The organism is Streptomyces sp. NBC_01334 (assembly GCF_035983595.1).
In the GTDB taxonomy this organism is placed as follows: Bacteria; Actinomycetota; Actinomycetes; order Streptomycetales; family Streptomycetaceae; genus Streptomyces; species Streptomyces coriariae.
In genome coordinates this window covers 3789524-3815710 of sequence record NZ_CP130718.1, presented here as the reverse complement: position 1 = coordinate 3815710, position 26187 = coordinate 3789524, and the positions used below count along the sequence as shown (strand labels likewise).

Genomic DNA, 26187 nt, shown 5'->3' with positions numbered 1-26187 from the left:
GCGCATGCTGTACGGCCGTTGTGGGTGGTCGCTGTGGTCGAGCTGGCCGCCGCCTGTGAGAACGCACAGGCCGCGGTAACGCTTTGCCCAGGCTTTCCCCAATACTTGAGGTGACGCACACACAACGTTGGTGACGCATACAACCTTGGCGATGCGTACAACCTTTCGTACGAACTTGTGTGTCAACAGGTCATGACTCACCGGACACGAAGAAGCAGAAGGCTGCTCGGCGCCGGGCTCACCGCCGGCGTCCTCATATCCGGCGTGGCGGCCGCCGCGCCCGCCGCGGCCGCCACCCCCACCGTCAGCTGTACGTCGGCCGAGGCCGGGCTCGCGGCCAAGCTGAAGAAGGACATCACCGCCGCGCTGGCGAACCGCAAGGGCACGGTCGCCGTCGGCCTCTACGACCGCACCACCAACACCACCTGCACCCTGCGTGCCTCCACCGCCTTCGACTCGGCCAGTGTCGTCAAGGTCACCGTCCTGTCCGCGCTGCTGTGGGACGCGCAGAAGACCGGCCGGGCGCTGACCAGCCGCGAGAAGACCCTCGCCACGGCCATGATCACCAAGTCGGACAACGCCTCCACCTCCACCCTGTGGAAGCAGCTCGGCACGACGAAGATCAAGAACTTTCTGACGGCCGCGAAGATGACGCAGACCAAGCCGGGCGCGAACGGCTACTGGGGCCTGACCCAGATCACCGTCACCGACCAGCAGAAGCTGCTGAAGCTGCTCACCGCCAAGAACACGGTCCTGACCGACGCCTCGCGCGCCTACGTCAACACGCTGATGGGCAAGGTCGTCTCGGCGCAGCGCTGGGGCACCCCCTACGGGAGGCCCGCCGGGGTCAGCTGGCACGTCAAGAACGGGTGGCTGTCGCGCGCCACGAACGGCTGGCGGGTGCACAGCGTCGGCACCTTCAAGGGCGGCGGCCACGACTACGTCATGACCGTCCTGACCCACGGCAACAGCACCATGAACTACGGCATCACGACCATTCAGGGCGTCGCCAAGGTCATCCACAAGGACCTTGCCGCCTCCTGAACGAGCCTTTACGCGGTGTCCCACCGCACGTCACCGACCCGACCTACGGTGACGACCATGCGCCTGCGAACCGTACTCGCCACCCTCACCGCCGGCCTGGCGGCGGCCACCACTCTCACCGCCGCCGGGCCCGCGAACGCCCACCCGGCCACCAGCACGGCCACGAGCACAGCCACCAACACGGCCACCAACACGGCCACGAGCAACGCCTGTTCACCGGCGGTCTCCCTCGACGGCTTCTCGGACGCCCTCGACAAGACGACCTTCGAGGGCACCTTCGTCGGCAACTTCTCCGCGCTCGCCCTGGACCGGGACGGCTCCCTCGCGGCCCTCTCCGACCGCTCCTCGCTCTTCGGCCTGGACGCGAAGACCCTCGCCCCGAGGTCGGTCGTTCCGCTCGCCGACGAGAGCGGCGCCGCACTCGACAGCGAGGGTCTCGCCATCGACGGTGACGGCACCCGTCTGATCACCTCCGAGACCGAGCCGTCCATCCGCCGCTACAGCCGTGACGGCAGGATCCTCGACCGTCTTCCGGTCCCGTCCTCGCTCCTCGTCGCCCCGGCCGGCCGCGCCACGTCCAACCAGACGTTCGAGGGCCTGACACTGCTGCCCGGCGGGCGCACCCTCCTCGCGTCGATGGAGTACGCGCTCTCCGGCGACAGCACGGGCATCGTCCGCTTCCAGACCTGGCGGCGGCAGCACGGCCGGTTCGCGCTCTCGGCCCAGTACGCCTACCGCGCCGACTCCGGCCTCGGCGTCCCCGAGGTCCAGGCTCTGCCCGACGGCCGGCTCCTCGTCCTGGAGCGCGGCTTCACCAGCGGCGTCGGCAACACGGTCCGCCTCTACCTGGCCGACCCCCGCCACGCCACGGACACCGGCGGCACAGCGAACCTCACCGGCCAGGACGGCGTGCGCCTGGTGAAGAAGACGCTCCTCGCCGACATCGTGAACTGCCCGTCACGGGGAGCGACCGCCGAGCAGCCCCAGCCGAACCCGCTGCTCGACAACATCGAGGGCATGGTGATCACCGGCCGCGCCAAGGGCCGCCTGGAGGTGCTCCTGGTCAGCGACGACAACCAGAACGCGGCCCAGACGACCCGCTTCTACCGGCTGCGCGTACGCGTCTGACCGTGTCCGGCCGCCGCTGACCCCCTGTGACCGTGTGTCCCCGATTGTTGCGGAGGGATGAAATCCGCTTCCTTCGGCGTTGGTGCCTTCCGGCAGACCAGGCCGACCGGGACGACCGGGACGGCCAGGACGACAGGAAGGCACCGGCGTGGCAGTACAGCAGGGGGAGCAGCGGCGAGGCTGGGCGCGCAGACTTGCCGGGTACGCCTGGCGCCACCCGGCGAACGTCGTGCTCGCGCTCGGCTCCTCGCTCGCCGGCATGGCCGTCCTGGCACTGGTCCCGCTGGTCACCAAGGTGATCATCGACGATGTGATCGGCGACCACAGCCGGGACATGGGCCCCTGGGCCGGAGCCCTGATCGCCGCAGCCGTCCTCGTCTACGTCCTCACCTACGTCCGCCGCTACTACGGCGGGCGCCTCGCCCTCGACGTCCAGCACGACCTGCGGACCGAGATGTTCGAGACGATCACCCGCCTCGACGGCCGGCGTCAGGACGAGCTGTCCACCGGCCAGGTCGTGGGCCGCGCCACCAGCGACCTCCAGCTCATCCAGGGTCTGCTCTTCATGCTCCCGATGACGATCGGGAACCTGCTCCTCTTCCTGATCTCCCTGGTCGTCATGGCCTGGCTGTCCCTCCCGCTCACCCTGGTCGCCCTCGCCGTGGCACCCGCCCTCGCGTACATCGCCAGGCGCAGCCGTACCAAGCTGCACCCCGCCACCTGGTACGCCCAGGCCCAGGCGGCGGGCGTCGCGGGGGTGGTCGACGGAGCCGTCAGCGGCGTCCGGGTCGTGAAGGGCTTCGGCCAGGAGGACCAGGAGACCGGCAAACTGCGCGAGGTCGGCCGCCGGCTCTTCGCCGGCCGACTGCGCACGATCCGCCTGAACTCGGCCTACACCCCCGCCCTCCAGGCCGTACCCGCCCTCGGCCAGGTCGCCATGCTGGCGCTCGGCGGCTGGCTCGCCGTGCGCGGCCACATCACCCTCGGCACCTTCGTCGCGTTCTCCACCTACCTCGCCCAGCTCGTCGGCCCGGTACGGATGCTCGCCGTGGTCCTCACCGTCGGCCAGCAGGCCCGCGCGGGCACCGAACGCGTTCTGGAGCTGATCGACACCGAGCCGTCGATGAAGGACGGCACCAAGGCACTGCCCGCCGACGCCCCCGCCGCCGTCGAGTTCGACGACGTGACCTTCGGCTACGACCCCGACCGGCCGGTCCTCGACGGTCTCACCTTCGAGATCCGCCCCGGCGAGACCCTCGCGGTGGTGGGCTCCTCCGGCTCCGGCAAGTCCACCGTCTCCCTCCTGCTGCCCCGCTTCTACGACGTCAGCGGGGGCGCCGTCCTCATCGGCGGCCACGACGTCCGCGAGCTCACCCTCGACTCGCTGCGGGCCGCGATCGGCCTGGTCCCCGAGGACTCGTTCCTCTTCTCCGACACCGTCCGAGCCAACATCGCGTACGGCCGTCCCGAGGCCACCCAGGAGCAGATCGAGGCGGCCGCCCGCGCCGCCCAGGCCGACCGGTTCATCGCCGAGCTGCCCCACGGCTACGACACGACGGTCGGCGAGCACGGTCTCACCCTCTCCGGCGGCCAGCGCCAGCGGGTCGCGCTCGCCCGGGCGATCCTCACCGACCCGCGCCTGCTGGTCCTCGACGACGCGACCTCCGCCGTGGACGCGGCGGTCGAGCACGAGATCCACGAGGCCCTGAAACAGGTCATGCAGGGACGCACGACCCTGCTCATCGCGCACCGCCGCTCCACCCTCAACCTCGCCGACCGCATCGCCGTCCTGGACGCCGGACGCCTCGCCGACCTCGGCACCCACGAGGAGCTCCAGGAGCGCTCCGCGCTCTACCGCCGGCTGCTCACCGACCCCGACGAGCTCGGCGGGGTCTCGCCCGGCCACGCCCAGCCCTCCCCCACTCTCGGCTTCGCTCGAGCGGGGGGACCCCCGTCGCCCGGCGAGGACACGTCCGTCCGCGACGAACTGGACGCCGAGTTCGACGCCGAGCGCGGGGTGACCCCCCGGCTGTGGACCGGCGACCGGGAGCCGAAGGACACCGCCCTCTCCGGGATGCCGGCCACCCCCGAGCTGCTCGCCCAGATCGAGGCGCTGCCGCCGCTCGTCGACACCCCCGACGTCGACGAGCGGCAGGCGGTCCGGCCGGAGGCGTCGTACGGCCTGCGCAGGCTGCTGCGCGGCTTCGGCGCGCCCCTTCTCGTCAGCCTCGGTCTGGTCGCCGTCGACGCCGGGACCAGCCTGCTGCTGCCGGTGATGATCCGGCACGGCATCGACCAGGGCGTGACCCGGGCGGCGCTGGGGGCCGTGTGGGCGGCCTCGCTGCTCGCGCTGCTCTCCGTACTGGTGCAGTGGGTCGCGCAGACCGGCGAGATCCGGATGACCGGCCGCACCGGCGAACGCGTCCTCTACACCCTCCGGCTGAAGATCTTCGCCCAGCTCCAGCGGCTCGGACTCGACTACTACGAGCGGGAGCTGACCGGCCGCATCATGACGAGGATGACGACGGACGTCGACGCCCTCTCCACCTTCCTGCAGACCGGCCTGGTCACGGCCTTCGTCGCGATCGTCACCTTCTTCGGCATCATGGGCGCCCTGCTGGTCATCGACGTACAGCTCGCGCTGGTCGTCTTCGCGACGCTCCCGCCGCTGGTCGTCGCCACGTACTTCTTCCGCCGGGCCAGCGTGAAGGCGTACGAGCTGGCCCGCGAGCGGGTGTCGACGGTCAACGCCGACCTCCAGGAGTCCGTGTCCGGGCTCAGGATCGTGCAGGCCTTCCGGCGTGAGCGGGACGGCGCGGCACGGTTCGCGGAGCGCAGCGACAGCTACCGCCAGGCGCGCATCCGGGGTCAGTGGCTGATCTCGATCTACTTCCCGTTCGTGCAGCTGCTGTCGTCGGTCGCGGCGGCGGCGGTCCTGATCGCGGGCGCCGGCCGGGTGGACGCGGCGACCCTCACCACCGGTGCGCTGGTCGCGTACCTCCTCTACATCGACCTGTTCTTCGCCCCCGTCCAGCAGCTCTCCCAGGTCTTCGACGGCTACCAGCAGGCGACCGTCTCCCTGGGCCGGATCCAGGAGCTGCTGCGGGAGCCGACGTCCACGAAGTCCGCCGACGAGCCGGAGGAGGTCCTCTCGCTGCGCGGCGAGATCGCCTTCGAGGACGTGCACTTCCAGTACGGCTCCGCCGACGAACCCGAAGAGGCCCTGACCGGCATCGAGCTGCGCATCCCGGCCGGCCAGACCGTCGCCTTCGTCGGCGAGACCGGCGCGGGCAAGTCGACCCTGGTCAAGCTGGTGGCCCGCTTCTACGACCCCACCGGCGGCCGGGTCACCGTCGACGGCACGGACCTGCGCGCCCTCGACCTCACCTCGTACCGCCACCGGCTGGGCGTCGTCCCGCAGGAGGCGTATCTCTTCCCCGGCACCGTCCGCGACGCCATCGCCTACGGCCGGCCCGACGCCACCGACGCCGAGGTGGAGGCGGCGGCCAGGGCGGTCGGCGCGCACGAGATGATCGCCACCCTCGACGGCGGCTACCTCCACGAGGTCGCGGAGCGCGGCCGCAACCTCTCCGCCGGTCAGCGCCAGCTGATCGCGCTGGCCCGTGCCGAGCTCGTCGACCCGGACGTCCTGCTCCTCGACGAGGCGACGGCCGCCCTCGACCTGGCCACGGAAGCCCAGGTCAACCAGGCCACGGACCGCCTGACCGGCCGTCGCACCACACTGGTCGTGGCCCACCGCCTGACCACCGCCGCCCGAGCGGACCGCGTCGTGGTGATGGATCACGGCCGGGTCGTCGAGGACGGCACCCATGACGCCCTCCTGGCCCTGGACGGCAGGTACGCCCGCCTCTGGCGCACCTTCGTCGGCGAGGACGAGCCCGCGGCGGTGTGAGGGCAACCATCCGGCGCCTGTCGTGCGTCCGTACATCAGTACGGCGATCGTGAGTACGGCGATCGTGAGTACGACGGACGTGGGAGGGGCGGGGACCGTGGACACAGGTGCGAGAAGCGTGACGGTCCGGCGGCTGGTGCTCGGGCTGGTCGTGATGATCGTGTCCGCGCTGCTCGCCGTCGTCGCGCCGGGCAGCGCCCATGCCGCGACGTCCGCCGAGTCCTGCCCGGGCCGGAAGGTACGCACCCTGCCCTTCTCCACCGGCTCCGTGCTGGTCTACAAGGGCAGCGGCTACGTCTGTGCCGTCACCGTCCAGAAGAACCCCGGCACCAAGCGGCTGATCTCGGTGAGTGTGCAGGCGCGCGGCCATGTCGCCGTGTCGAAGTCGCGGAAGCATACGCGCAGTTCCCCGCCGGCCAGGGTCTACGCGGGGCACCGGTGTGTGCGGGTGACGGGCGCGGTGGCCGGCGGTTCGTACCGCTCGGGCTGGATTCTCTGCTGAGTCGACCCGCGACGTGACCGCACGGTAGGTCAACCCCCTCTGGTGTGACGGGTGTTGCTCCGATAGCTTCCGGCGACGCACATCTGTCTCACAGGGAGGGTGCACGCGCATGCGCAAGGCGCTCAGATGGCTGCTGGCGCTCACGGTGCTCATAGGCACCTTGAGCACGGCGGCCACGGCAGGGGCGGCCACCGCCGCCGAGCCCAAGGCCACCGCCGGCACGGACATCAAGGACCGGCTCCTCGCCGTACCCGGCATGAGCCTGGTCGAGGAGAAGCCGTACCCCGGCTACCGCTACTTCGTCCTGACCTACACCCAGCCGGTGGACCACCGGCACCCCGCCAAGGGCACGTTCCAGCAGCGGATCACCGTGCTGCACAAGGACACCGCGCGCCCCACGGTCTTCTACACCGGCGGCTACAACGTCTCCACCACCCCCAGCCGCCGCGAGCCCACCCAGATCGTGGACGGCAACCAGGTCTCCATGGAGTACCGCTTCTTCACGCCTTCCCGCCCCGACCCGGCCGACTGGTCCAAGCTGGACATCTGGCAGGCGGCGAGCGACCAGCACCGCATCTTCAAGGCGCTGAAGAAGATCTACACCAAGAACTGGATCTCCACCGGCGGCTCCAAGGGCGGCATGACGGCGACGTACTACGAGCGCTTCTACCCCAAGGACATGGACGGCGTGGTGGCCTACGTGGCCCCGAACGACGTCGTCAACGACGAGGACTCCGCCTACGACCGCTTCTTCGCGGGCGTCGGCACCAAGGAGTGCCGTGACCGCCTGAACGCCGTACAGCGCGAGGCGCTGGTGCGCCGGGAGCCGCTGGAGAAGAAGTACGCGGACTACGCGGCGGCGGAGGGCTTCACCTTCACCACCATCGGCAGCCTGGACCGCGCCTACGAGGCCGTCGTCCTCGACTACGTCTGGGGCTTCTGGCAGTACAGCCTGCTGTCCGACTGCGAGTCGATCCCGGCCGACGCGGCCACGGCGACGGACGACGAGATCTGGACGTCCATCGACACCATCTCGGGCTTCTCGTTCTACACGGACCAGGGCCTGTCCCCGTACACCCCGTACTACTACCAGGCGGGCACCCAACTGGGCGCCCCCACCATCCACTTCCCGTCCATCGAGAAGAAGTACATCCGCTACGGCTACCAGCCCCCGCGGAACTTCGTCCCGCGTGACATCACCATGAAGTTCCAGCCCTCGGCGATGCGCGACGTCGACACCTGGGTGAAGCACAACGCCCGTCACATGCTCTTCGTCTACGGCCAGAACGACCCGTGGGGCGCGGAACGCTTCCGGCTCGGCAAGGGCGCGAAGGACAGCTATGTCCTCACGGCCCCCGGCCTGAACCACGGCGCGAACGTCGCCGGCCTGGTCGCCGACCAGAAGGCGCTGGCCACGGCCCGGATCCTGGCCTGGGCCGGCGTCGCGCCGACCGCCGTATCGCAGGCCCGGCCGCTGGCGAAGTTCGACGCGAGGCTGGACGTGCGGGACGTGGAGCGGGAGCCCGCGCTGCGTCCGTGACACTCGTCAACTCGCCGCGCACAGCGGCCCCGACGGCCGGCCGGCTCACATGCCGGTCGGCCGTCGGGCCGTTCACCGGTGATGTGCAGTCCCGCCCCGTCCCTCCGCGCTGTGTAGCTGACCCGCGCGCAGTCTCCCGGGCGGCGACCACGTTGGACACGGTCCGCATGGACACGCCGGCCCGCTCGGCCACCTCCCTGAGCCCGATCCCTGCGCGCATCGGCCCACCATAGGGCCGTGGACACGGGGGCCGATCGGGTTCTCGGGGCGGCCGACATCAGCCGTTCACACCGGCCGCGCGCACCCCACCGGATCCGCGCCGCCGCCGAGCTGGACGTAGAGGGCCGTCGACGCCGGGCAGTCGGCGCGCGTGGGTACCGCATCGGTCACCCGGTACTGCGGTTTCCGGGCGCCCGAGCCGTCGCACGCCGTCTCGCGGACCTGCCCGCCGCCCGCGCCGTGGACGCAGTCGCCGACGACCGTGCGCGGACCGCCGCCGGCGCCCGGGTCGCCGGGATGGGGCGGCTGGAGGTTGCGCATACAGGCATGGCCCCGCTCGATGGTGCTGGTGCCGCCGTGCGCGGGCTGCTCACCGAAGTGCAGGACGAAGTCGGTGGCCGGCGGGCAGAGCGGGCCCTCGCCGATCTTCCCGTCGAACCGGGCGACGACCCTCGCCGCGGCCCGTTCGCCGGCGCAGGGCACCTCGGTGAAGCTGGTCGTCCCGAAGGAGCTGCACTCGCCGATCGCGAGGAACTCCCTGCCGAAGCCCGGGCCGGGGGCCGGGGAGGACGGCGTCCGCGCCGCCGTCGGTGCGCCGGCTCCGGCCCCGGCCCCGGTTCCGGCTCCGTCCGGCGACAGGAGCTGACACCCTCCCAGGGCGAGGGCGGTGGTCAGTGTCCAGCACACCGCCCCCACGGACCGTCTCCCGCGCATCGGCTTCCCCCGCCCGCCCCGACGAACAGGGCCTGACCAGCGTGACCCGCGACGCCGGGCACACGCCAGCCGCGCGGGACGCTTTGCGCGTGGTGCGGGGGACAAGCCCGGCGGTCGGCGTACGCCTAGTACGTCAGGCCGTGCCCGATCGGATACAGCACCTGCGTCGGATCGTCCGCCCGCCGCACGGGCACCGGCAGCTTCCCGCGCGGCCCGACCGCCCCGGCGATCACCCGGGCGGCGGCCCGCAGTTCGACGTCGGTCCAGCAGTAGGCGGCCAAGCAGGCTCGGACGAACGGGAGCTGGGCCACGTCGTAGGGGTTACGGACGGCCACCGCCACCACCGGCCGTCCGGTCGCCGCCAGTTGTCGTACCAGCGTCCGCTGCGCGTCGGCCGCCGTGACGTTGTAGGTCGCGACCACCACGGCGTCCGCCCCGCCCGCGGCCGTCACCGCCCCGGCGATCGTCTCGGCGGACGGGGCCGTGCCCGTGGCCAGGGCCGTCGCCCTGAACCCCAGTGCGGTGAGGGCGGCGGCCAGGACGCCGGTGGGCGGGCCCGTGGTGCCGGTGGGGGAGGCCGGGTCGGCACCGACCACCAGGATCCGGGGGTGGGTCCGGGGCGAGAGCGGCAGCAGCGGTCCCTCGTTGACCAGCAGCGTCGTGGTCCGCTCGGCGATCCGGTCGGCCGCGGTGAGGTGTCCCGGCGCCCCGACCGTCCGCCCCACGTCGGCCGGGCTGGTGTACGGATCGTCGAACAGCCCCAGCCGTGCCTTCAGCCGCAGGATCCGCAGGACCGACGTGTCGAGCCGTTGCTCCGAGAGCTCCCCGTCCCGGACGGCCTTCAGGACGGCGTTCCAGGCGACGTCCAGGTCCGGCGGGTTGAGGAGCTGGTCGACACCGGCCTTCAGCGCGAGCACCGGCACCCGGTCGTCGCCGTACTCGGTGCGCACGCCCGCCATGTCGAGGGCGTCGGTGACCACGACCCCGTCGTAGCCGAGCTTCTCGCGCAGGATGCCGGTGACGATCGGCCGGGAGAGGGTGGCGGGGTCACCGGATCCGTCGAGGGACGGCACCAGGATGTGCGCGGTCATGAGGGAGTCGACGCCGGCCGCGATCGCCGCCCGGAAGGGCACCGCGTCCAGCGTCTCCCACTGCTCGCGCGAGTGGGTGATGACGGGAAAGCCCGTGTGGCTGTCGACGGCGGTGTCGCCGTGCCCGGGAAAGTGCTTGGCGGTCGCCGCCACTCCCGCCGCCCGGTAGCCCTCGGCCTCCGCCGCGACCAGGGCGGCCACCGCGGCCGGGTCGGCGCCGAAGGAGCGGACGCCGATGACCGGATTGGCCGGGTTCACGTTGACGTCGGCGACGGGGGAGTAGTCCTGCCGGATGCCCATCGCCCGCAGCTCACGGCCGGCGAGGCGGCCGAGGGTACGGGCGTCGGCGCGGCTGCCCCCGGCGCCGATCGCCATGGCGCCCGGGAAGAGGGTGGCGGGGCGGCCCACCCGGCAGACGGCACCGTGCTCCTGGTCGGTGGAGATCAGCACCGGCAGGCCGCGCGGCTGCTGGAGAGAGGCCCGCTGGATACCGTCGGACAGGTCCGCGATCTGCTGCGGGTCCCGGGTGTTGTGCGCCCAGGCGAAGTAGATGATCCCGCCGAGCCGGTAGCGGGCGAGCAGCTCGGCGGCCGTGCGTACGCCGAGTTCGCCGAGGTTGGCGTCGATGTCGGCCCGGTCGGGCGCGGTCGCCGAGTGGCCGTACACCCGCGAGACGAAGACCTGGCCGACCTTCTCCTCCAGGGTCATACGGGCGAGGAGTTCGTCGGGACGACGGTCGTCCGCGTGCGTCGGACCGCCGACGGCGAGGGCGGCGGTGACGCCCGCGCCGGCGGCGAGGACGGTGCGTCTGGAGGGCATGTGCGCTCCTTCCGGTGGGGGCCGGTGGCGCACGCTACCTGCGGAAGGCGCCGCCATCGGCGCATTGGAGGGGGGCGCGCCGATGACGGCTCGGCTGCCGGGCCGCGGTGCGGCGGAGAGGGTGGGTCAGCGATCGCAGCCAGCAGCGAGGGCCGACACCGCACCGAGGTGACTCGTCCGACAGCTTGGAAGTTGGACGAGTGGAGTTCGGGCGGGGTTCCCGGTCGCACCCCCTTTCGCGGAAGTCGGTACGGGTGCGACAGGAGGGACCGTCGGGACGGCCGTCCGGGGCCGGACCTTCGGCGCCCGACCTGTGACGCCGGGCCGTTGACGCCGGGCCGTCCGGGGCGGGGCCACCCGGCCCAGGCCATCGGGTGCGCGGTCGTCCGGCGTGCGGTCGCCCGGTGCGTGGCCCCCGGTCCGGGCCATCCGGCGGGCGGCCCCCGGCGCACGGCTGCCTGGCTGCGACGGTCCGGCGCGTGGCCACGCCGAGTACGGCGTGCGACCCGGTGCGCGGGGCCGGGGCCGGGGGCGCGAGGCCGGGTCCGGAGGCCCGGACGCCCGGTGTGGTCAGTGCGCCGACGCCCTCGGCCACTCCTCCCGCAGTGCCCGCACCGCCTCCGCGATCGCCGGACGCCGGGCCGCCCCCGTGCGCCACAGCGCGTACAGCCGTCGTACGGGCGTCGGGGCGAGCGGGACCTCCACGACCCCGGCCGGCAGCGGGCCGCGCCCGAGGCGGGGGATGAGCGCGACCCCGAGACCGGCGGCCACCAGGGCGACGAGGGTCGGATTCTCCTCGGCCGTGTGGACGAGGTCGGGCTCGTGCCCCGCCGCCCGCAGCGTGCGCACCAGCCAGTCGTGACAGACCCGGCCCGGCGGCTGGCAGATCCACCGCTCGCCGCCCAGCTCCTCCCGCCGTACGCCCGTCCGCCCCGCGAAGGGGTGCCCCTCGGGCACCAGCAGATCGCACGCGTCGTCACCGATCACCGCGTGCTCGACACCCGCCGGGGCGGGCAGCGGCGCGATGTCCCAGTCGTGCGCGACGGCGAGGTCGACGGCCCCCTTCGCCACCAGGTCCACGGACAGGTGCGGGTCGACCTCGGTGAGCCGGGCGTCCAGGGCCGGGTGCCGACGGGCCAGGTCGGCGAGGACGGACGGCAGCAGTCCGCGCGCCGCCGAGGCGAACGCGGCGATGGTCAGCCGCCCGGCCGGCACCCCGCGCCGCTCCTCGAGCTCGGTCTCGGCCCGCTCGACGATCGCCAGCAACTCCTTCGCCGTGGCCGCGAGTTGGAGTGCCTCGTCGGTGAGTCGGATGCCACGCCCCGCCCGCTCCAGCAGAACCGTCCGGGTCTCCCGTTCCAGCTTGGTGATCTGCTGGGAGACCGCCGACGGGGTGTAGCCGAGGGCGGCGGCCGCGGCGCCCACGGTGCCGTGGACGGAGACGGCGTGCAGGGCGCGCAGTCGCTGGAGATCGAGCACCGTGAGTCCAATCGGTAGCGTTCCTTCATCCCACCATGCAGTAATCATCGCTGGTGCTTCACGGTCCGGGAGGGTGATCCTCGGCGCATGCGCCCCGCTCACCTCGCCCTCGCCGTCCTCGTCGCCGCCGTCTGGGGTGTGAACTTCACCGTCGTCGAGATCGGCCTCGGTCACTTCCCGCCGCTGCTCTTCTCGGCCCTGCGTTTCCTGGTGGCGGCACTGCCCGCGGTGTTCTTCGTGGGCCGCCCGAAGGTGGGCTGGAAGTGGATCGTGGCGGTGGGCCTGGTGCTGGGGGTGGCGAAGTTCGGGCTGCTGTTCGTCGGTATGGACGCGGGCATGCCGGCCGGCCTGTCGTCGCTGGTCCTCCAGATCCAGTCGGTGTTCACGGCCGTCATCGCGTTCGCGGTGCTCGGCGAACGCCCGACCCGGGTCCGGCTGCTGGGCATGGGCGTGGCCCTCGCCGGGATCGGGGTGGCCGCGGCCGACGAGGGCGCCTCCGGTTCGCTCGGCGCGTTCGGGCTGGTCATCGCGGCGGCGGCCTGCTGGGGCGCGTCGAACGTCCTCACCCGCAAGGCCTCCCCGCCGGACGCGCTGAACTTCATGGTCTGGGTGAGCACGGTCCCGGTGCTGCCCCTGCTCGCCCTCTCCCTGCTGACCGAGGGCCCGTCGCGGGACCTGGCCGCGCTGCGCGCGCTGGACTGGCAGGGCGCCGCCACGGTCGGCTATGTCGCCTGGGTCACCACGGTCTTCGGCTTCGGCGCCTGGGGCTGGCTGCTGCACCGCCACCCGGCGTCCACGGTGGCCCCCTTCTCCCTCCTGGTCCCGGTCTTCGGCATGACGTCGGCCGCCCTGTTCCTCGGCGAGCCGGTGAGCGGCCTGCGCTGGTGCGCGGCGGCGCTGCTGGTGGGCGGCGTGGCACTGACCTCGCTCGCACCGGCCGTCCCACCGGCCGACCCGTCGGCTGTTCCGTCTGTTGCTCAAACCGCTGACCGGGCCCCTGCTCAACCCGAGGTTCAACCCGCTGACCAGCCCGCTGTTCCACCTGTTGTTCAGCCGGAGGGAACCGCCCGGACCTCAGTCCATCCCGTGGACGTACCGGCGCCGGAGCGGACCGGCGCGGGATCATGAGGGGCATGGCCCTCGTCGACATCCCCGGTTCCAAGTCCCTCACCGCCCGCGCCCTGTTCCTGGCGGCGGCAGCCGACGGCGTCACCACCCTCCAGCGCCCCCTCCGCTCCGACGACACCGAGGGGTTCGCCGAGGGCCTGACCCGGCTCGGCTACCGGGTGGGACGGACACCGGACGCCTGGCAGGTCGACGGCCGCCCGCAGGGCCCGGCGCTCGCCGAGGCAGACGTCTACTGCCGGGACGGCGCGACCACGGCCCGCTTCCTGCCGACCCTCGCCGCCGCCGGCCACGGCACCTACCGCTTCGACGCCTCCCCGCAGATGCGCCGTCGTCCCCTCCTCCCGCTCACCCGCGCCCTGCGCGATCTGGGCGTGGACCTGCGGCACGAGGAGGCGGAGGGCCACCACCCGCTGACCGTGCGGGCGGCAGGCGTCGAGGGCGGGGACGTGGTGCTGGACGCCGGCCAGTCCTCCCAGTACCTGACCGCCCTCCTCCTGCTCGGCCCGCTCACCCGCACCGGCCTGCGCATCACCGTCACCGACCTGGTCTCGGTGCCGTACGTCGAGATCACGATCGCGATGATGCGGGCGTTCGGGGTGGAGGTGGGGCGCGAGGGGAACACCTACGTCGTCCCGCCGGGCGGCTACCGGGCCACGACCTGCGCGATCGAACCCGACGCCTCCACCGCGAGCTACTTCTTCGCGGCGGCCGCGCTGACCGGCGGCGAGGTCACCGTGCCGGGCCTCGGCGAGCGCGCGCTCCAGGGCGACCTGGGATTCGTGGACGTACTGCGGCGGATGGGCGCCCGGGTGGACGTCGGCGCGGACCGTACGACCGTGTCCGGGACCGGCGAACTCCACGGCGTCACGGTCAACATGCGGGACATCTCCGACACCATGCCGACCCTCGCCGCGATCGCCCCCTTCGCCTCCGGCCCCGTACGCATCGAGGACGTGGCGAACACGCGGGTCAAGGAGTGCGACCGCCTGGAGGCCTGCGCGGAGAACCTCCGGCGGCTGGGCGCCGAGGTGGCGACCGGCCCCGACTGGATCGAGATCAGGCCCGGCGCGGCCGGTTCTCGTGCGGGCGGTTCCCTCACGGGCGCCGACATCAAGACCTACGGCGACCACCGCATCGTCATGTCCTTCGCGGTGACCGGACTGCGCGTCCCCGGAATCTCGTTCGACGACCCCGGCTGTGTCCGCAAGACTTTCCCCGGATTCCACGAGGCGTTCGCGGAACTGGCGAAGGTACTGCGGAAGGACAGCGACGGGTGAGTTTCAAGCTGGAGGGACCGGTCCTCGAAGGCGCGCTGGTGCGCCTGGAGCCGCTGGAGCAACGGCACACGGCCGAGCTGGCGGTGGCGGCGGAGGAGAACCGGCAGACGTACGACTTCACCTGGGTGCCGAGAGCACACGAGGTCGGTGACTACGTCGACGCCCAGCTCGCCCGCGCGGCGACCGGCAGACTCGCGCCCTACGCCCAGATCTCCCTCGCCTCCGGCCGGGCGGTCGGCGCGACCTCGTTCTGGGAGCCGCGTTCCTGGCGGAGCGACGAGCAGCTGGACGCCGTCGAGGTCGGTTTCACCTGGCTGGCCGGTTCCGCCCAGGGCACCGGCATCAACGCCGAGGCCAAGCTGCTCCTCTTCCGGCACGCCTTCGCGCAGTGGCGCGTCTCCCGGGTGGATCTGAAGACGGACGCCCGCAACACCCGCTCCCGCGCGGCCATCGCGAGCGTCGGCGCCCGCTTCGAGGGCGTCCTGCGCAACTGGTCCCGCTCCTGGGCGCCGGGGGAGGACGACCGCCTGCGCGACTCCGCGATCTTCTCGATCACGGCGGAGGAATGGCCGCCGTGCGAGCGGCGGCTGGCGGAACGGGTGGCGGGATTCCTGACGCGCGCGCGATGAGCGCCGTCAGGAACGCGGCACGGCGGTTCGTCCGGCCCGGGGAGGTGCTGTCCTCGGCGCTGGAAACCGTCGTCACGGCCGGCAGCACGCTCCTCTGGTACGCCCTCGCCCTGCTCCTGTACCTGGAGAACCAGGCGCGGGAGCCCTGGGACCCGGAACTTCCCCGCGAGGGCCTCGTCTTCCTGCCGGCCTCCGTGGCCGGCGCGTCGCTGCTGCTCACCTGGGCGCTGCGCGCCCTGCCGACCGGCCGCACCGGTCGGCTGGGCGGCGTGCTCGACCGGGTGGCCCTGGCCCGGGGGGCCGCGGTGGCCGTGGTCTGGGTGACGCTGGTCGTCATCGCCCTCGTCACCTGACCCGAGCCCCCGGGTCATGCCGCTGGGCGGGCGGCAGCCGTACGCAGTTCCTCCCGCACCGCCGCGACGACCGGATCCCGCTCCGCCCCGGCCCGTACGGCGACGAAGACGTTCCGGGACGGCGGCTCGCCCCCGGCCGGGCGCAGCATCAGTTCCCGGTGGGCGTACAGCGACCGCACCAGCCGGGGCACCAGCGCCACCCCCTGCCCCGCCTCCACCAGACCCGCCAGCGCGGCCCAGTCGTTCACGTCGTGCCGGATGTCGGGCGTGAACCCGGCCGCCGCACACACCGAACGGGTCACCGCCCCGCAGCAGCTGAGGGCGTCACCGACGATCCAGACGTCCGTGGCCAGCTCCCGCAACGGCACCTCGGCGCGCTCCGCGAGGGGGTGGTCGGGCGGGAGGGCGATGTCCAGGACGTCCGTCAGCAGGTCCTCGCGGGTGTAACGGCGGTCGGTGTGCGGGGGAGCGGCGGCGAAGTCGACGGCGACGGCCACATCGACCTGCCCGCCGTCGAGCGCGGTGAACAGATCCGGCGGCTCTGCCTCCACGACGTCCACGCGCAGGTGCGGAAGCCGGGTCCGCAACGCCCGCAGCGCGGTCGGCAGCAGCCCCAGGATGCCGCTGGAGAAACAGCCGACGGTGACCGATCCCCGCCCGCCCTCCCCGTACACCGCCAGGTCGGCGCGGGCCCGCTCCAGTTGAGCGGCGATGACCTCGGCATGCGCGAGCAGGACCCGGGCCTGGCCGGTGAGGCGTACGCCCCTGCCGTCCCGTTCCGTGAGCGGTACGCCCAGCTCGCGGGCGAGGGCGGCGAGCTGCTGGGAGACCGCCGAGGGTGTGAGGTGCAGGGCCTCGGCCGTCCGCGCGAGGCTGCCCCGGCGCTCCAGCTCGCGCAGGACGGTCAGACGGCGCAGGTCGATGGAGAAGGCCGCGTCCAGGGGCCGGCCCAGCGGCTGACTCGCGGGCGGGCCCGAGGGCTGGCTCGACGGCTGGCTCGACGGCGGGCTCGACGGCGGACGCGAAGGCTGGATTAAGGGCTGGCTTACGGGTTCCACCGGAAAAGATTAACTGGACCTTGCGTGACGGGATCGGAAATCATCGGACCCATGACCACGCGCTCCTGTCTCATCCTCCACGGCTGGCAGAACCACCGTCCCGAGGGCCACTGGCAGCACTGGCTCGCGGACCGCCTCACCGAGCTCGGCCACGAGGTCGTCTACCCGCAGCTGCCCGACCCGGACGACCCCGACCTCGAGGTGTGGCTGACCGAGCTGGCCCGCCACCTCGACGGGCTCGCCGCCGGCTCCGAGCGTGTGGTCGTCGCCCACAGCCTCTCGGTCCTGCTCTGGCTGCACGCCGTCGCCCGCGACCTGCCGGGACTCGCGGGCGTCGACCGGGTGCTGCTGGTGGCTCCGCCGTCCGGCTCTGTCCTCGCGCGTCATCCGGAGGTCGAGGGCTTCGGGTTCGCCGGGGACCTCCTCGGACGGCTCGACGGCCGCACGCTCCCGCACCCCACCCGGCTCGTCGCCGGGGACGACGACCCCTACCTCCCGGAAGGCGTGCAGGCGGCCTACGGCGACTTGCTGGGCCTCACCGCCGAACTCCTCCCGGGCGCCGCCCACCTCGACCTGGACGCCGGCTACGGCTCCTGGCCGTCGGTGCTGGAGTGGTGCCTGGACGGGGAGGCAAAGCTCACGGTGCGGTAGCAGGCGGCGCGGTGGCAGGTGGCGAGGTGGGAGGCGCTGCGGTGACCGGTGGCGCGGCGGGATCGGCGGCGGCCCGCGGGCCAGGGGGCTGTGGACCGGTGCCGCCCGCGCGGCCGCCCCGCAGCTCCGGAGTCGTCGTCCCCACCGCGGTGACCGCCGCCAGGCACATCAGGCCGCCGGTGATCAGCGCGGTCGTGCCCGAGCTCCAGCCGGCCACCACACCGCCGCGCAGGTTGCCGAGGTTGGGCCCCGCCTGGCCGACGATCGCCTCGGCCGCCGTCACGCGGCCCAGCAGGGCGTCCGGGGTGCGGGTCTGCACGATCGTGGCCCGGGACAGCACGGCCACCGAGTCCGCGGCACCGGCCACCGCCAGCATCCCCAGGCCCGCCCAGGCACTGGTCGTCAGGCCGAAGAGGGCGAGGGCCGCGCCCCAGACGCCCGCGGAGCAGAGCATCACCGGGCCGGGGCGGGCGAGCCGGGTGACCGGTCCGGAGAGGGCGGTCGCCGCCACCCCTCCCACGGCGAGCGCGGACAGGAACAGACCGAGCGTGCGCGGGTCGCCGCCGAAACGCTCCTCGTTGACGAGCGGGAACAGGCTGGCCGGCATGGCCAGCACGGTGGCGGCCAGGTCGACCAGCAGCGCGCCGCGCACCGCCCGGTGCCCGGTCAGGAAGCGCAGGCCGTCCAGGACGCCCTGGACACCGGGGCGGGACTTCTCGCCCTCGGGCGGCAGCGCGGGCAGTCCGTAGGCGCCGTAGAAGGCCATGCCGAAGGTGAGGGCGTCCACCAGGTAGCAGACGCCGACGCCCCACCAGCCGAGCACGACACCCGCGACGGCAGGGCCGAGCAGCATCATCGCCTGGCCGGTGACCTGGTTCAGGGCGAGACCGGCGGCGACCTGGTCCTTGGGCAGCAGCCGGGGCAGGAACACGCCCGCCGCGGGCGCGCCGATCGCCCCGAACGACGACTGCACCGCCACCAGGGCCAGTACGACGGCCACCGGTACCTGCCCGGTGAAGCCCTGTACGGCCAGCAGGACGGAGCAGACCGCCGAACCGACGGTGCTCAGGAGATACGCGCGGCGCCGGTCGGCCCGGTCCACCCAGGCCCCCGCGAACAGTCCGACGCCGATCAGCGGCAGCGCCTGCGCCAGCCCGACCGCGCCGCTCCAGACCGAGCTGTGGGTCGTGTCCCAGACCTGGTACATGACGGTGACCATGGTCATGAAGCCACCGAGCGTGGACACCGTGCGCCCGATCAGCAGCCGCCGGAAGACGGGGGAGGAACGCAGAGGACGAACGTCTACCAGGGCCCTGGACAGAAGATTCATGACGGAACGACGGCGCCACACGCCGCTGGCTGCTGATACACGGCGCGGAGGCTAACCCGCACACCACCCGAGGTGCCACTCGATTACCCGGCCCCGCATACCCTGCGGCGTGCCGGGCCGGCGGCTGAACTCGACGTCGGCCCGTACGCCCTGCCGCATGCCCTGCCGGGCCTCAGGCCGAACGCCACGCTCTCACGCGGAGTCGTTCAGCAGGCGTGCGAGATGTTCGCGCCCGGCGTTCAGCAGTCCGGGCAGGGGCTCGGCGTTCTCGTACCAGCGCCGCTCGTACTCCCAGCACAGCCATCCGTCCCAGCCGTGCCGGGTCAGGACCTCGACGCAGTCGGCGAGCGGCAGCACCCCGGCGCCGAGCGCCAGCGGGGTGCTGTCCTCGGCCGAGGCGATGTCCTTGACCTGCACGTATCCGAGGTAGGGCGAGAGCGCCGCGTAGGTCTCCTGCGGCTGCTCGCCGCCCAGCCAGGTGTGCATGACGTCCCACAGCGCACCGACCTGCCGATGCCCGACCAGGCCCAGCACACGGATGGCGTCCGCGCCGGTGCGGTGCGAGTCGTGGGTCTCCAGCAGGATGCGTACGCCGAGGTCGGCGGCGTGCTCGGCGGCGGTGCCGAGCCGCCGGGCGGCGATGGCGTCGGCGTGCTCGTCCTCGCCGCCGGGAAAGACCCGGACGAAGGGCGCCCCGAGGTCGCGGGCGAGATCGACGAGCCCTCGGATCTCCTGGATCACGGGCTCGTCGTCGCCCGGCGCGGCGACCCGGGGGTAGCCCGCGAGCCCCAGGATCTCGACGCCCGCCGCCTTGAACGCGGCGGCGGCGTCGGACCGTTCGTCCGGACTCAGCCCCGGATGAACCGGTTCCTCCGGATGGGCGCGCAGCTCCACGCCGTGATACCCGTGCGCGACCGCGAGCCGCAGCACCTCGGGCAGGGGAAGACCGGGAACACCGAGGGTGGAGAAGGCGAGCTTCATGGTCACCACTGTCACCCCGGTACGGGGTTCGGGTCCAGTGGGGGCCGCCGACGCCTCACCCGGGGGCACAGGCGCGGAACCGGCGCAGCAGCTCCCGTCCGGCCGGGCTCTCCGCTTCGAAGTCCTGGTGCCGCTGCTCCTCCGTGACGTCACGCCCCCAGACGCGGGCTCCGTTGCACCGGAAGCAGAACGCGATCTCGAAGAGCGGCTCGGGATCGGTGTCGTCGTAGGCGCGGATGCCCCAGCCGGGGAGGAAGCAGCGGTACTTCTGGCTGTCCGGGAGTTCGCCGACCAGGCGCAGGAGCTGCCGCACCTCCTCCCCTGCCCAGACCTCGACCACGTCACCGGCCAGATCCCGCGAGGTGAGGTGCCTGGCGGGATCGCCGATCCGGACGACCTCGATCAGCTCGGCCCGGTCGTGGGCGAGGGGCAGCCTCACTCCCGCGGAGCTCCGGAGGACCCCCGCACCATCAACTCGCCCCGTACCGTGGCGATCCCGCCGGGCGGCGGTTCCTCGCGGCCCATGGCGATGCGCCCCGCCCGGGCTCCCGCCTCGGCCAGCGGCAGCCGCACCGTCGTGAGGGAGGGCACCACGTCGATGCTGAAGGGGAGGTCGTCGAAGCCGGCGACCGAGACGTCGTCCGGGATCCGCAGGCCGGAGTCGCGCAGCGCCGCGCAGGCGCCCAGGGCGACGGAGTCGTTGGCGGCGACGACCGCCGTCAGGGAGGGATCCCGGCGCAGCAGTTCCAGCGTCGCCTCGTAGCCGGCCCGGCGGTCGTACCGTCCGTGCACGGTCCAGCGGGGGTCCTCCTCGATGCCGGCCGCGGCCAGCGCCGCCCGGTGGCCCTCCAGCCGGTGCCGGGTGGTCGTCCGCTCCTCCGGGCCCGCGATGTAGCCGAGCCGCCGGTGCCCGAGCCCGATCAGATGCTCGGTCAGTTCCCGCCCGCCCCCGCGGTTGTCGAAGGTCAGCGCGATCGCCGCGGTCTCCGGGGCCGGCGGCCGACCGCACAGCACGATCCGCGTCCCGGCCTCGCCGAGTCGGCGCAGCTTCGCCGCCACCGCCGCCGCGTGCGGCTCGTTCTCCATGGCTCCGCCGGTCAGCACCACGGCCGCGGCCCGCTGCCGCTGAAGGAGGGTCAGGTAGGTCAGCTCCCGCTCCGGCGAGCCCCCGGTGTTGCAGACCACCGCCAGCCGTTCGCCGCCGGCCCGCCCGCCGGGCCCCCCGATCTCCGACTGGATCGCACTCGCCATGATCCCGAAGAAGGGGTCCGCGATGTCGTTCACCAGAATGCCGACCAGGTCGGACGTGGCCGCGGCGAGTGCGCTCGCCGGCCCGTTCAGTACGTAGTCCAGCTCGTCGACCGCCCGCAGCACCCGCTCCCTGGTGGTAGCGGCGACGGGGTAGTTCCCGTTCAGCACGCGCGACACCGTCGCGGGCGAGACCTGCGCGCGGGCCGCCACGTCCGCCAGGGTCACCGTCATCTCGTCTGTCCTCCGGTCACGCATCTCGTCGTACGTCGTCGTACGCCCTGGTAGACAGCTGCCTCGAGGGCTTGGTTCCGGGCGTGTCGAGCAGACCTTACGGCCCAGGACCCCCGCTGTTCGCCCCCTCGAACAACTCGAGATGGACACGGTCTTGTCCGGACCGCTGGTCAGAGGCTAGCTTCTCCTTGTATAGAAAGCGCTTGCTGTCACGCTGATCAGGAAGAGGCGTACGCGGCGCGCACAACCGCGTACTACGCCTACGAAGGGACCGACGTGACACGCAAGACGGTGCGTATCGCCATGAACGGCGTGACGGGGCGCATGGGCTACCGCCAGCACCTCGTCCGCTCCATCCTGGCCCTGCGCGAGCAGGGCGGGCTCGACCTCGGCGACGGCACCGTGCTGTGGCCGGAACCGATCCTCGTCGGCCGCCGCGAGCACGCCCTGCGGGCGCTCGCCGAGCGGCACGGCCTGGAGCACGTCTCGACGGACGTCGACGAGGTCCTCGCCGACCCCACCGTCGACATCTACTTCGACGCCCAGGTCACCTCCGCGCGCGAGGAGGCCATCAAGAAGGCGATCGCCGCCGGCAAGCACATCTACACCGAGAAGCCGACGGCCACGGGCCTCGACGGAGCCCTCGAACTCGCCCGCCTCGCCAGCGCCGCGGGCATCAAGCACGGCGTCGTCCAGGACAAGCTGTTCCTGCCGGGCCTGCTCAAGCTCAAGCGCCTCATCGACGGCGGCTTCTTCGGCCGGATCCTCTCCGTCCGCGGCGAGTTCGGCTACTGGGTCTTCGAGGGCGACTGGCAGGCCGCCCAGCGCCCGTCCTGGAACTACCGCGCCGAGGACGGCGGCGGCATCGTCGTCGACATGTTCCCGCACTGGGAGTACGTCCTGCACGAGCTGTTCGGCCGGGTGAAGTCCGTCCAGGCCATCGCCACCACCCACATCCCGCAGCGCTGGGACGAGAACGGCAAGCCCTACGACGCCACGGCCGACGACGCCGCCTACGGCATCTTCGAACTCGACGGCGGCGCCATCGCCCAGATCAACTCCTCCTGGGCCGTCCGGGTCAACCGGGACGAGCTCGTGGAGTTCCAGGTCGACGGCACGGAGGGCTCGGCGGTCGCCGGCCTGCGCAACTGCCGTGTCCAGCACCGCAGCGCGACCCCCAAGCCGGTCTGGAACCCGGACATCCCCGCCACCGAGGTCTTCCGCGACCAGTGGCAGGAGGTGCCCGACAACGGCGAGTTCGACAACGGCTTCAAGGCCCAGTGGGAGCTGTTCCTCAAGCACGTCTACGCCGACGCCCCCTACCACTGGGACCTGCTGGCCGGCGCCCGTGGCGTCCAGCTCGCCGAACTGGGCCTGAAGTCCTCCTCGGAGGGCCTGCGTCTGGACGTCCCGGAGGTCACGCTGTGACGATCCAGCTCCCCGGCGCCGACGGGACCCTGCGGACCTACGAGCCCCGCACCGAGCCCCTCGCGCTCACCACCGGCGCGCCCTTCACCTCCCGTACGGTCTTCTCGGCGGCGCACGTCGTCGCGGACCCGTTCGCGGACACCACGCCCGACTCGCCCGCCGCGATCGACTGGGACGCCACCCTCGCCTTCCGCCGTCATCTGTGGTCCCACGGGCTCGGCGTCGCCGAGGCGATGGACACCGCCCAGCGCGGCATGGGCCTGGACTGGGCGGGCGCGGCCGAGCTGATCCGCCGGTCCGCCGCCGAGGCGAAGTCGGTGGGCGGCCTCATCGCCTGCGGCGTCGGCACCGACCAGCTCACCGGCCCGGCGGCCCTCGCCGAGGTCCGCGCGGCCTACGAGGAGCAGCTCGCCCTCGTCGAGGCCTCCGGCGCCCGGGCCATCCTGATGGCGTCCCGTGCCCTGGCGGCGGCCGCGTCGGGCCCCGAGGACTACCTCGACGTCTACGGTCACCTCCTGCGCCAGTCCTCGGAACCGGTGGTCCTGCACTGGCTGGGCCCGATGTTCGACCCGGCGCTGGAGGGCTACTGGGGCTCGTCGGACCTGGACACGGCGACGGACACCTTCCTGGAGGTCATCGCCGCCCACCCCGACAAGGTCGAGGGCATCAAGGTCTCGCTGCTGGACGCCGGGCGGGAGATCGACATCCGCCGCAGGCTGCCGCAGGGTGTGCGCTGTTACACGGGCGACGACTTCAACTACCCCGAGCTGATCGCGGGCGACGAGAAGGGCTTCAGCCACGCCCTCCTCGGCATCTTCGACCCGCTGGGCCCGCTGGCGGCGGAGGCGGTCCGGGTCCTCGACACGGGGAACACGGCCGGCTTCCGGGCGCTGCTCGACCCGACGGTCGACCTCTCGCGCCACCTGTTCCAGACCCCCACCCGCTTCTACAAGACGGGCGTGGTGTTCCTGGCCTGGCTGGCCGGCCACCAGTCGCACTTCACGATGGTCGGCGGCCTGCAGTCGGCCCGTTCCCTCCCGCACTTCGCCCGCGCCTACGAACTCGCCGACGGCCTCGGCCTGTTCCCCGACCCCAAGCTGGCCGAGGAACGGATGAAGAGCCTGCTCGCCCTGTACGGAGTGACCCAGTGAGCAACCCGGACCTGACCCGCTTCTCCATCAACCAGATGACGGTGAAGCACCTGTCGCTGCCCGAACTGGTGGACGCCTGCCGGGAGTCGGGCGTGACCAACGTCGGCCTGTGGCGCGAACCGGTGCAGACGTACGGCGTGGAGCGGACCGCCGAGCTGGTCCGCGACGCGGGCCTGACGGTGACGACGCTGTGCCGCGGCGGCTTCTTCACGGCGCTCGACCCGGACGAACGGGCCGCCGCCCTGGCCGACAACCGCCGGGCCGTCGACGAGGCGGCCACCCTCGGCACGGACACCCTGGTCCTGGTCTCCGGCGGTCTCCCGGCCGGCTCGAAGGACCTGCACGGCGCGCGGGAGCGCATCGCGGACGCGCTGACGGTGCTGGGCCCCTACGCCGAGGACCACGGGGTGAAGCTGGCCATCGAGCCCCTGCACCCCATGTACGCCTCCGACCGCTGCGTGGTCTCCACCCTCACCCAGGCCCTGGACCTCGCGGAACGCTTCCCCGCCCACCAGGTCGGCGTCACCGTCGACACGTACCACATCTGGTGGGACGACCAGGCTCCCGCCCAGATCGCCCGGGCGGGCGCGGGCGGCCGTATCCACACCTTCCAGCTCGCCGACTGGACGACCCCCCTCCCGGAGGGCGTCCTCAACGGCCGCGGCCAGATCGGCGACGGCGCGATCGACATGCGCGAGTGGCTGGGACACGTGACGGCGGCCGGATACGCCGGCGCGATCGAGGTCGAACTGTTCAACGACGCCCTGTGGGCCCGCGACGGCCGCGAGGTCCTGGCGGAGACGGCGGCACGGTTCGTGGAGCACGTGGTGCGGTGACGCAATGACGGTGTCCGTCGCCCGCCCGGTGCGAGGCGGGCGACGGAGCATGCCGGTCACCGCTCGAAGTGGTCCATCAGCCAGGTGCACAGCTCCTCGGTCGGGAGGGTGTGCGCCGTCGTCGTGGGCGAGCAGAGGAACGCGTCCAGGCTGCTCTTGTCGGGGTCCAGGTCGTCGACCTTGGCGTACAGGTCTTCCTGCTTCTCGAAGTCCAGGATGTCGACCGCGCTGACCGAGGGGACGAAGCACACCTCGGCGTGCCGCAGATCCGCGTCCCCGCCGGCCTCCTCCATCGACGCGGCGAGGATCCCGTACGTCGGGAGCGTGCCGCCCGGCGCACCGTCCAGCTCGGGGAAGCCGCTGGTCGTGATGGTCTTCTCGGTCGCCGGGAAGGCCCGCTTCAGGTAGGCGACCGTCACGTCGTCACCCTGGGCCTGGGTGTAGAAGGTGGTGCCGGGATAGCGGACGTCCAGCCGCAGCGCGACCTCGCCGGCCTTCACCTCGGGGAGTCCCACGCCGTCGCCGCGGCCGTTGGCGACGGCCACCTTGAGCGGGATCTGCGGCCACTGGCCGACCTCGTCGAGTGCGGTCAGCAGTGCCTCGCGCTCGGGGGCGACGCCGGTCTTGCCGGTCTTGTTGTCGTAGTGCTGCCACAGCATCTGCCGCGCGGCCGCGCTGTTCATCTGCTGGGTGAAGGGGTGGGGCTTGAGGTCCAGGCCCCGGGGGAGCAGGTAGGAGAACGCCTGGACGCCGATGGGGATCGAGGCGCCGCGGTGCGGGGTGTCGTAGGAGAAATACACCCCGGTCTGGTGGTCGACGGGTTCGCTCTCCGTCTCCATTTTGGCGAGGGCGTAGCGGGTGATCAGGCCGCCCATGCTGAAGCCGCCCACGACCAGCCGATGGTCGCCGACGCGGCGCGCGATGGCCTCCCGGACGGTCGCCTCGGCGGCCTTCGCGTTCTCCAGGATGGACGCCGTGCGGTTGTCGAAGCCCAGCAGGATCACGTCCATGCCGCGCTCACGGAGTGCGCTGAGGAAGCCGTACTCCTCGCCCTCGAGGAACTCGTAGAGCTTCTTGAGGTCGCTCTTGCCGTGGTTGAAACCGTCGGCGATGATCACCGGACGGGTGAGGTGACTGTTGCCTTCACCACGGAAGACCCAGGTGAAGCCCTTGGTGACGGTCCACTCCTCGTCGCGGTCCGGTACCTCGACAGAGTTGCTCGGCGAGGCGAGCGGATCGCCGATCGTGAACGGACCGACCTCGGGCTCGGTGTTCTCGGGCATGGTCGTGCTCCTTGTGGGAGGGGTGGGGAACGACCACATCATGGGGGGCGATTTGCCCGCATCACCCGTTTGACCTGCGCGGTTCATTACAAGTGATGCAATGCGCGCGCGAGGTGTTTGATGCGCCTGGCATGTGCCAATGGCCTGTTTC

At 72.5% G+C, this 26187-nt stretch carries 22 protein-coding genes; 13 read left to right on the top strand and 9 right to left on the bottom strand.

What is annotated here, in order from left to right; translation table 11 throughout:
- Positions 1-192: 192 nt before the first annotated feature.
- From OG736_RS17010 to OG736_RS16990, 5 genes are all read left to right on the top strand, one after another.
- On the top strand, positions 193-1044 hold the full coding sequence (locus tag OG736_RS17010) for a serine hydrolase (RefSeq protein ID WP_327183210.1): 852 nt from the start codon (positions 193-195) through the stop codon (positions 1042-1044).
- A gap of 57 nt (positions 1045-1101) precedes the next feature.
- A complete protein-coding gene (locus OG736_RS17005; protein ID WP_327183209.1) occupies positions 1102-2172 on the top strand; it encodes an esterase-like activity of phytase family protein in 1071 nt (356 codons plus the stop codon).
- 148 nt (positions 2173-2320) lie between these two features.
- A complete protein-coding gene (locus OG736_RS17000) occupies positions 2321-6085 on the top strand; it encodes an ABC transporter ATP-binding protein (RefSeq protein WP_327183208.1) in 3765 nt (1254 codons plus the stop codon).
- 154 nt (positions 6086-6239) lie between these two features.
- Entirely contained in the window at positions 6240-6587 is a 348-nt protein-coding gene (locus tag OG736_RS16995; RefSeq protein WP_327187624.1) for a hypothetical protein, read from the top strand.
- 109 nt (positions 6588-6696) lie between these two features.
- Entirely contained in the window at positions 6697-8127 is a 1431-nt protein-coding gene (locus OG736_RS16990; RefSeq protein ID WP_327183207.1) for a S28 family serine protease, read from the top strand.
- A 285-nt stretch (positions 8128-8412) separates the two neighbouring features.
- Here the strand turns inward: OG736_RS16990 and OG736_RS16985 are convergent, their stop codons facing one another.
- The 3 genes from OG736_RS16985 to OG736_RS16975 form a co-directional block, all read right to left on the bottom strand.
- Positions 8413-9060, bottom strand: a complete 648-nt coding sequence (locus tag OG736_RS16985) for a hypothetical protein (RefSeq protein ID WP_327183206.1) — start codon at positions 9058-9060, stop codon at positions 8413-8415.
- A 125-nt stretch (positions 9061-9185) separates the two neighbouring features.
- The gene (locus tag OG736_RS16980; protein ID WP_327183205.1) at positions 9186-10970 is read right to left on the bottom strand and encodes a glycoside hydrolase family 3 protein; all 1785 of its coding nucleotides are present in this window, start codon (positions 10968-10970) and stop codon (positions 9186-9188) included.
- Positions 10971-11540: 570 nt separating this feature from the next.
- The gene (locus OG736_RS16975) at positions 11541-12449 is read right to left on the bottom strand and encodes a LysR family transcriptional regulator (protein WP_327183204.1); all 909 of its coding nucleotides are present in this window, start codon (positions 12447-12449) and stop codon (positions 11541-11543) included.
- Between the two features lie 87 nt (positions 12450-12536).
- Between OG736_RS16975 and OG736_RS16970 the strand changes: the two genes are divergently transcribed.
- Genes OG736_RS16970 through OG736_RS16955 form a run of 4 tightly spaced genes read left to right on the top strand, consistent with a single transcriptional unit; the run spans position 12537 to position 15836 of the window.
- Positions 12537-13577 (top strand): EamA family transporter, encoded by a 1041-nt coding sequence (locus OG736_RS16970; protein WP_327183203.1) that lies wholly within the window; start codon positions 12537-12539, stop codon positions 13575-13577.
- A gap of 5 nt (positions 13578-13582) precedes the next feature.
- Positions 13583-14854 (top strand): 3-phosphoshikimate 1-carboxyvinyltransferase, encoded by a 1272-nt coding sequence (gene aroA, locus OG736_RS16965; RefSeq protein WP_327183202.1) that lies wholly within the window; start codon positions 13583-13585, stop codon positions 14852-14854.
- Positions 14851-15483, top strand: coding sequence for a GNAT family N-acetyltransferase (locus OG736_RS16960; protein WP_327183201.1), 633 nt, complete (start codon positions 14851-14853; stop codon positions 15481-15483). Before aroA ends, OG736_RS16960 begins: the two co-directional genes overlap by 4 nt.
- Positions 15480-15836: a hypothetical protein gene (locus tag OG736_RS16955; protein WP_327183200.1), complete on the top strand. Its 357-nt coding sequence runs from the start codon at positions 15480-15482 to the stop codon at positions 15834-15836. Before OG736_RS16960 ends, OG736_RS16955 begins: the two co-directional genes overlap by 4 nt.
- Before the next feature lie 14 nt (positions 15837-15850).
- Here the strand turns inward: OG736_RS16955 and OG736_RS16950 are convergent, their stop codons facing one another.
- A complete protein-coding gene (locus tag OG736_RS16950; RefSeq protein ID WP_327183199.1) occupies positions 15851-16894 on the bottom strand; it encodes a LysR family transcriptional regulator in 1044 nt (347 codons plus the stop codon).
- A gap of 51 nt (positions 16895-16945) precedes the next feature.
- On the opposite strand from OG736_RS16950, the gene OG736_RS16945 reads away from it, so the two are divergent.
- Positions 16946-17545 (top strand): RBBP9/YdeN family alpha/beta hydrolase, encoded by a 600-nt coding sequence (locus OG736_RS16945; RefSeq protein WP_327183198.1) that lies wholly within the window; start codon positions 16946-16948, stop codon positions 17543-17545.
- Here OG736_RS16945 and OG736_RS16940 read toward each other — a convergent pair.
- From OG736_RS16940 to OG736_RS16925, 4 genes are all read right to left on the bottom strand, one after another.
- Positions 17532-18875 (bottom strand): MFS transporter, encoded by a 1344-nt coding sequence (locus OG736_RS16940; RefSeq protein WP_327183197.1) that lies wholly within the window; start codon positions 18873-18875, stop codon positions 17532-17534. The genes OG736_RS16945 and OG736_RS16940 overlap by 14 nt on opposite strands.
- A 192-nt stretch (positions 18876-19067) precedes the next feature.
- Positions 19068-19856: a sugar phosphate isomerase/epimerase family protein gene (locus tag OG736_RS16935; protein WP_327183196.1), complete on the bottom strand. Its 789-nt coding sequence runs from the start codon at positions 19854-19856 to the stop codon at positions 19068-19070.
- A gap of 55 nt (positions 19857-19911) precedes the next feature.
- Entirely contained in the window at positions 19912-20295 is a 384-nt protein-coding gene (locus OG736_RS16930) for a hypothetical protein (RefSeq protein ID WP_327183195.1), read from the bottom strand.
- The gene (locus tag OG736_RS16925) at positions 20292-21338 is read right to left on the bottom strand and encodes a LacI family DNA-binding transcriptional regulator (protein ID WP_054240106.1); all 1047 of its coding nucleotides are present in this window, start codon (positions 21336-21338) and stop codon (positions 20292-20294) included. Before OG736_RS16925 ends, OG736_RS16930 begins: the two co-directional genes overlap by 4 nt.
- A 276-nt stretch (positions 21339-21614) precedes the next feature.
- Between OG736_RS16925 and OG736_RS16920 the strand changes: the two genes are divergently transcribed.
- The 3 genes from OG736_RS16920 to OG736_RS16910 are packed head-to-tail and all read left to right on the top strand — an operon-like array spanning position 21615 to position 24753.
- Entirely contained in the window at positions 21615-22766 is a 1152-nt protein-coding gene (locus OG736_RS16920; protein WP_327183194.1) for a Gfo/Idh/MocA family protein, read from the top strand.
- Complete coding sequence (locus OG736_RS16915) at positions 22763-23917, top strand: dihydrodipicolinate synthase family protein (protein WP_327183193.1); 1155 nt, start codon at positions 22763-22765, stop codon at positions 23915-23917. Before OG736_RS16920 ends, OG736_RS16915 begins: the two co-directional genes overlap by 4 nt.
- A 35-nt stretch (positions 23918-23952) precedes the next feature.
- Entirely contained in the window at positions 23953-24753 is an 801-nt protein-coding gene (locus OG736_RS16910; RefSeq protein ID WP_442817174.1) for a sugar phosphate isomerase/epimerase family protein, read from the top strand.
- Positions 24754-24809: 56 nt separating this feature from the next.
- Here the strand turns inward: OG736_RS16910 and OG736_RS16905 are convergent, their stop codons facing one another.
- A complete protein-coding gene (locus OG736_RS16905) occupies positions 24810-26036 on the bottom strand; it encodes an esterase/lipase family protein (RefSeq protein WP_327183191.1) in 1227 nt (408 codons plus the stop codon).
- Between the last annotated feature and the right edge of the window lie 151 nt (positions 26037-26187).

Excerpts from the sequence above, each read along its gene's own strand:
- OG736_RS16985 (WP_327183206.1), bottom strand. The coding sequence starts at position 9,060 with ATGCGCGGGAGACGGTCCGTGGGGGCGGTGTGCTGGACACTGACCACC.
- OG736_RS17005 (WP_327183209.1), top strand. The coding sequence starts at position 1,102 with ATGCGCCTGCGAACCGTACTCGCCACCCTCACCGCCGGCCTGGCGGCG.
- OG736_RS16910 (WP_442817174.1), top strand. The coding sequence starts at position 23,953 with ATGACGGTGAAGCACCTGTCGCTGCCCGAACTGGTGGACGCCTGCCGG.
- aroA (WP_327183202.1), top strand. The coding sequence starts at position 13,583 with ATGGCCCTCGTCGACATCCCCGGTTCCAAGTCCCTCACCGCCCGCGCC.
- OG736_RS17010 (WP_327183210.1), top strand. The coding sequence starts at position 193 with ATGACTCACCGGACACGAAGAAGCAGAAGGCTGCTCGGCGCCGGGCTC.
- OG736_RS16905 (WP_327183191.1), bottom strand. The coding sequence starts at position 26,036 with ATGCCCGAGAACACCGAGCCCGAGGTCGGTCCGTTCACGATCGGCGAT.
- OG736_RS16980 (WP_327183205.1), bottom strand. The coding sequence starts at position 10,970 with ATGCCCTCCAGACGCACCGTCCTCGCCGCCGGCGCGGGCGTCACCGCC.
- OG736_RS16945 (WP_327183198.1), top strand. The coding sequence starts at position 16,946 with ATGACCACGCGCTCCTGTCTCATCCTCCACGGCTGGCAGAACCACCGT.
- OG736_RS16935 (WP_327183196.1), bottom strand. The coding sequence starts at position 19,856 with ATGAAGCTCGCCTTCTCCACCCTCGGTGTTCCCGGTCTTCCCCTGCCC.
- OG736_RS16995 (WP_327187624.1), top strand. The coding sequence starts at position 6,240 with ATGATCGTGTCCGCGCTGCTCGCCGTCGTCGCGCCGGGCAGCGCCCAT.
- OG736_RS16955 (WP_327183200.1), top strand. The coding sequence starts at position 15,480 with ATGAGCGCCGTCAGGAACGCGGCACGGCGGTTCGTCCGGCCCGGGGAG.
- OG736_RS16940 (WP_327183197.1), bottom strand. The coding sequence starts at position 18,875 with ATGAATCTTCTGTCCAGGGCCCTGGTAGACGTTCGTCCTCTGCGTTCC.
- OG736_RS16925 (WP_054240106.1), bottom strand. The coding sequence starts at position 21,338 with ATGACGGTGACCCTGGCGGACGTGGCGGCCCGCGCGCAGGTCTCGCCC.
- OG736_RS16990 (WP_327183207.1), top strand. The coding sequence starts at position 6,697 with ATGCGCAAGGCGCTCAGATGGCTGCTGGCGCTCACGGTGCTCATAGGC.
- OG736_RS16970 (WP_327183203.1), top strand. The coding sequence starts at position 12,537 with ATGCGCCCCGCTCACCTCGCCCTCGCCGTCCTCGTCGCCGCCGTCTGG.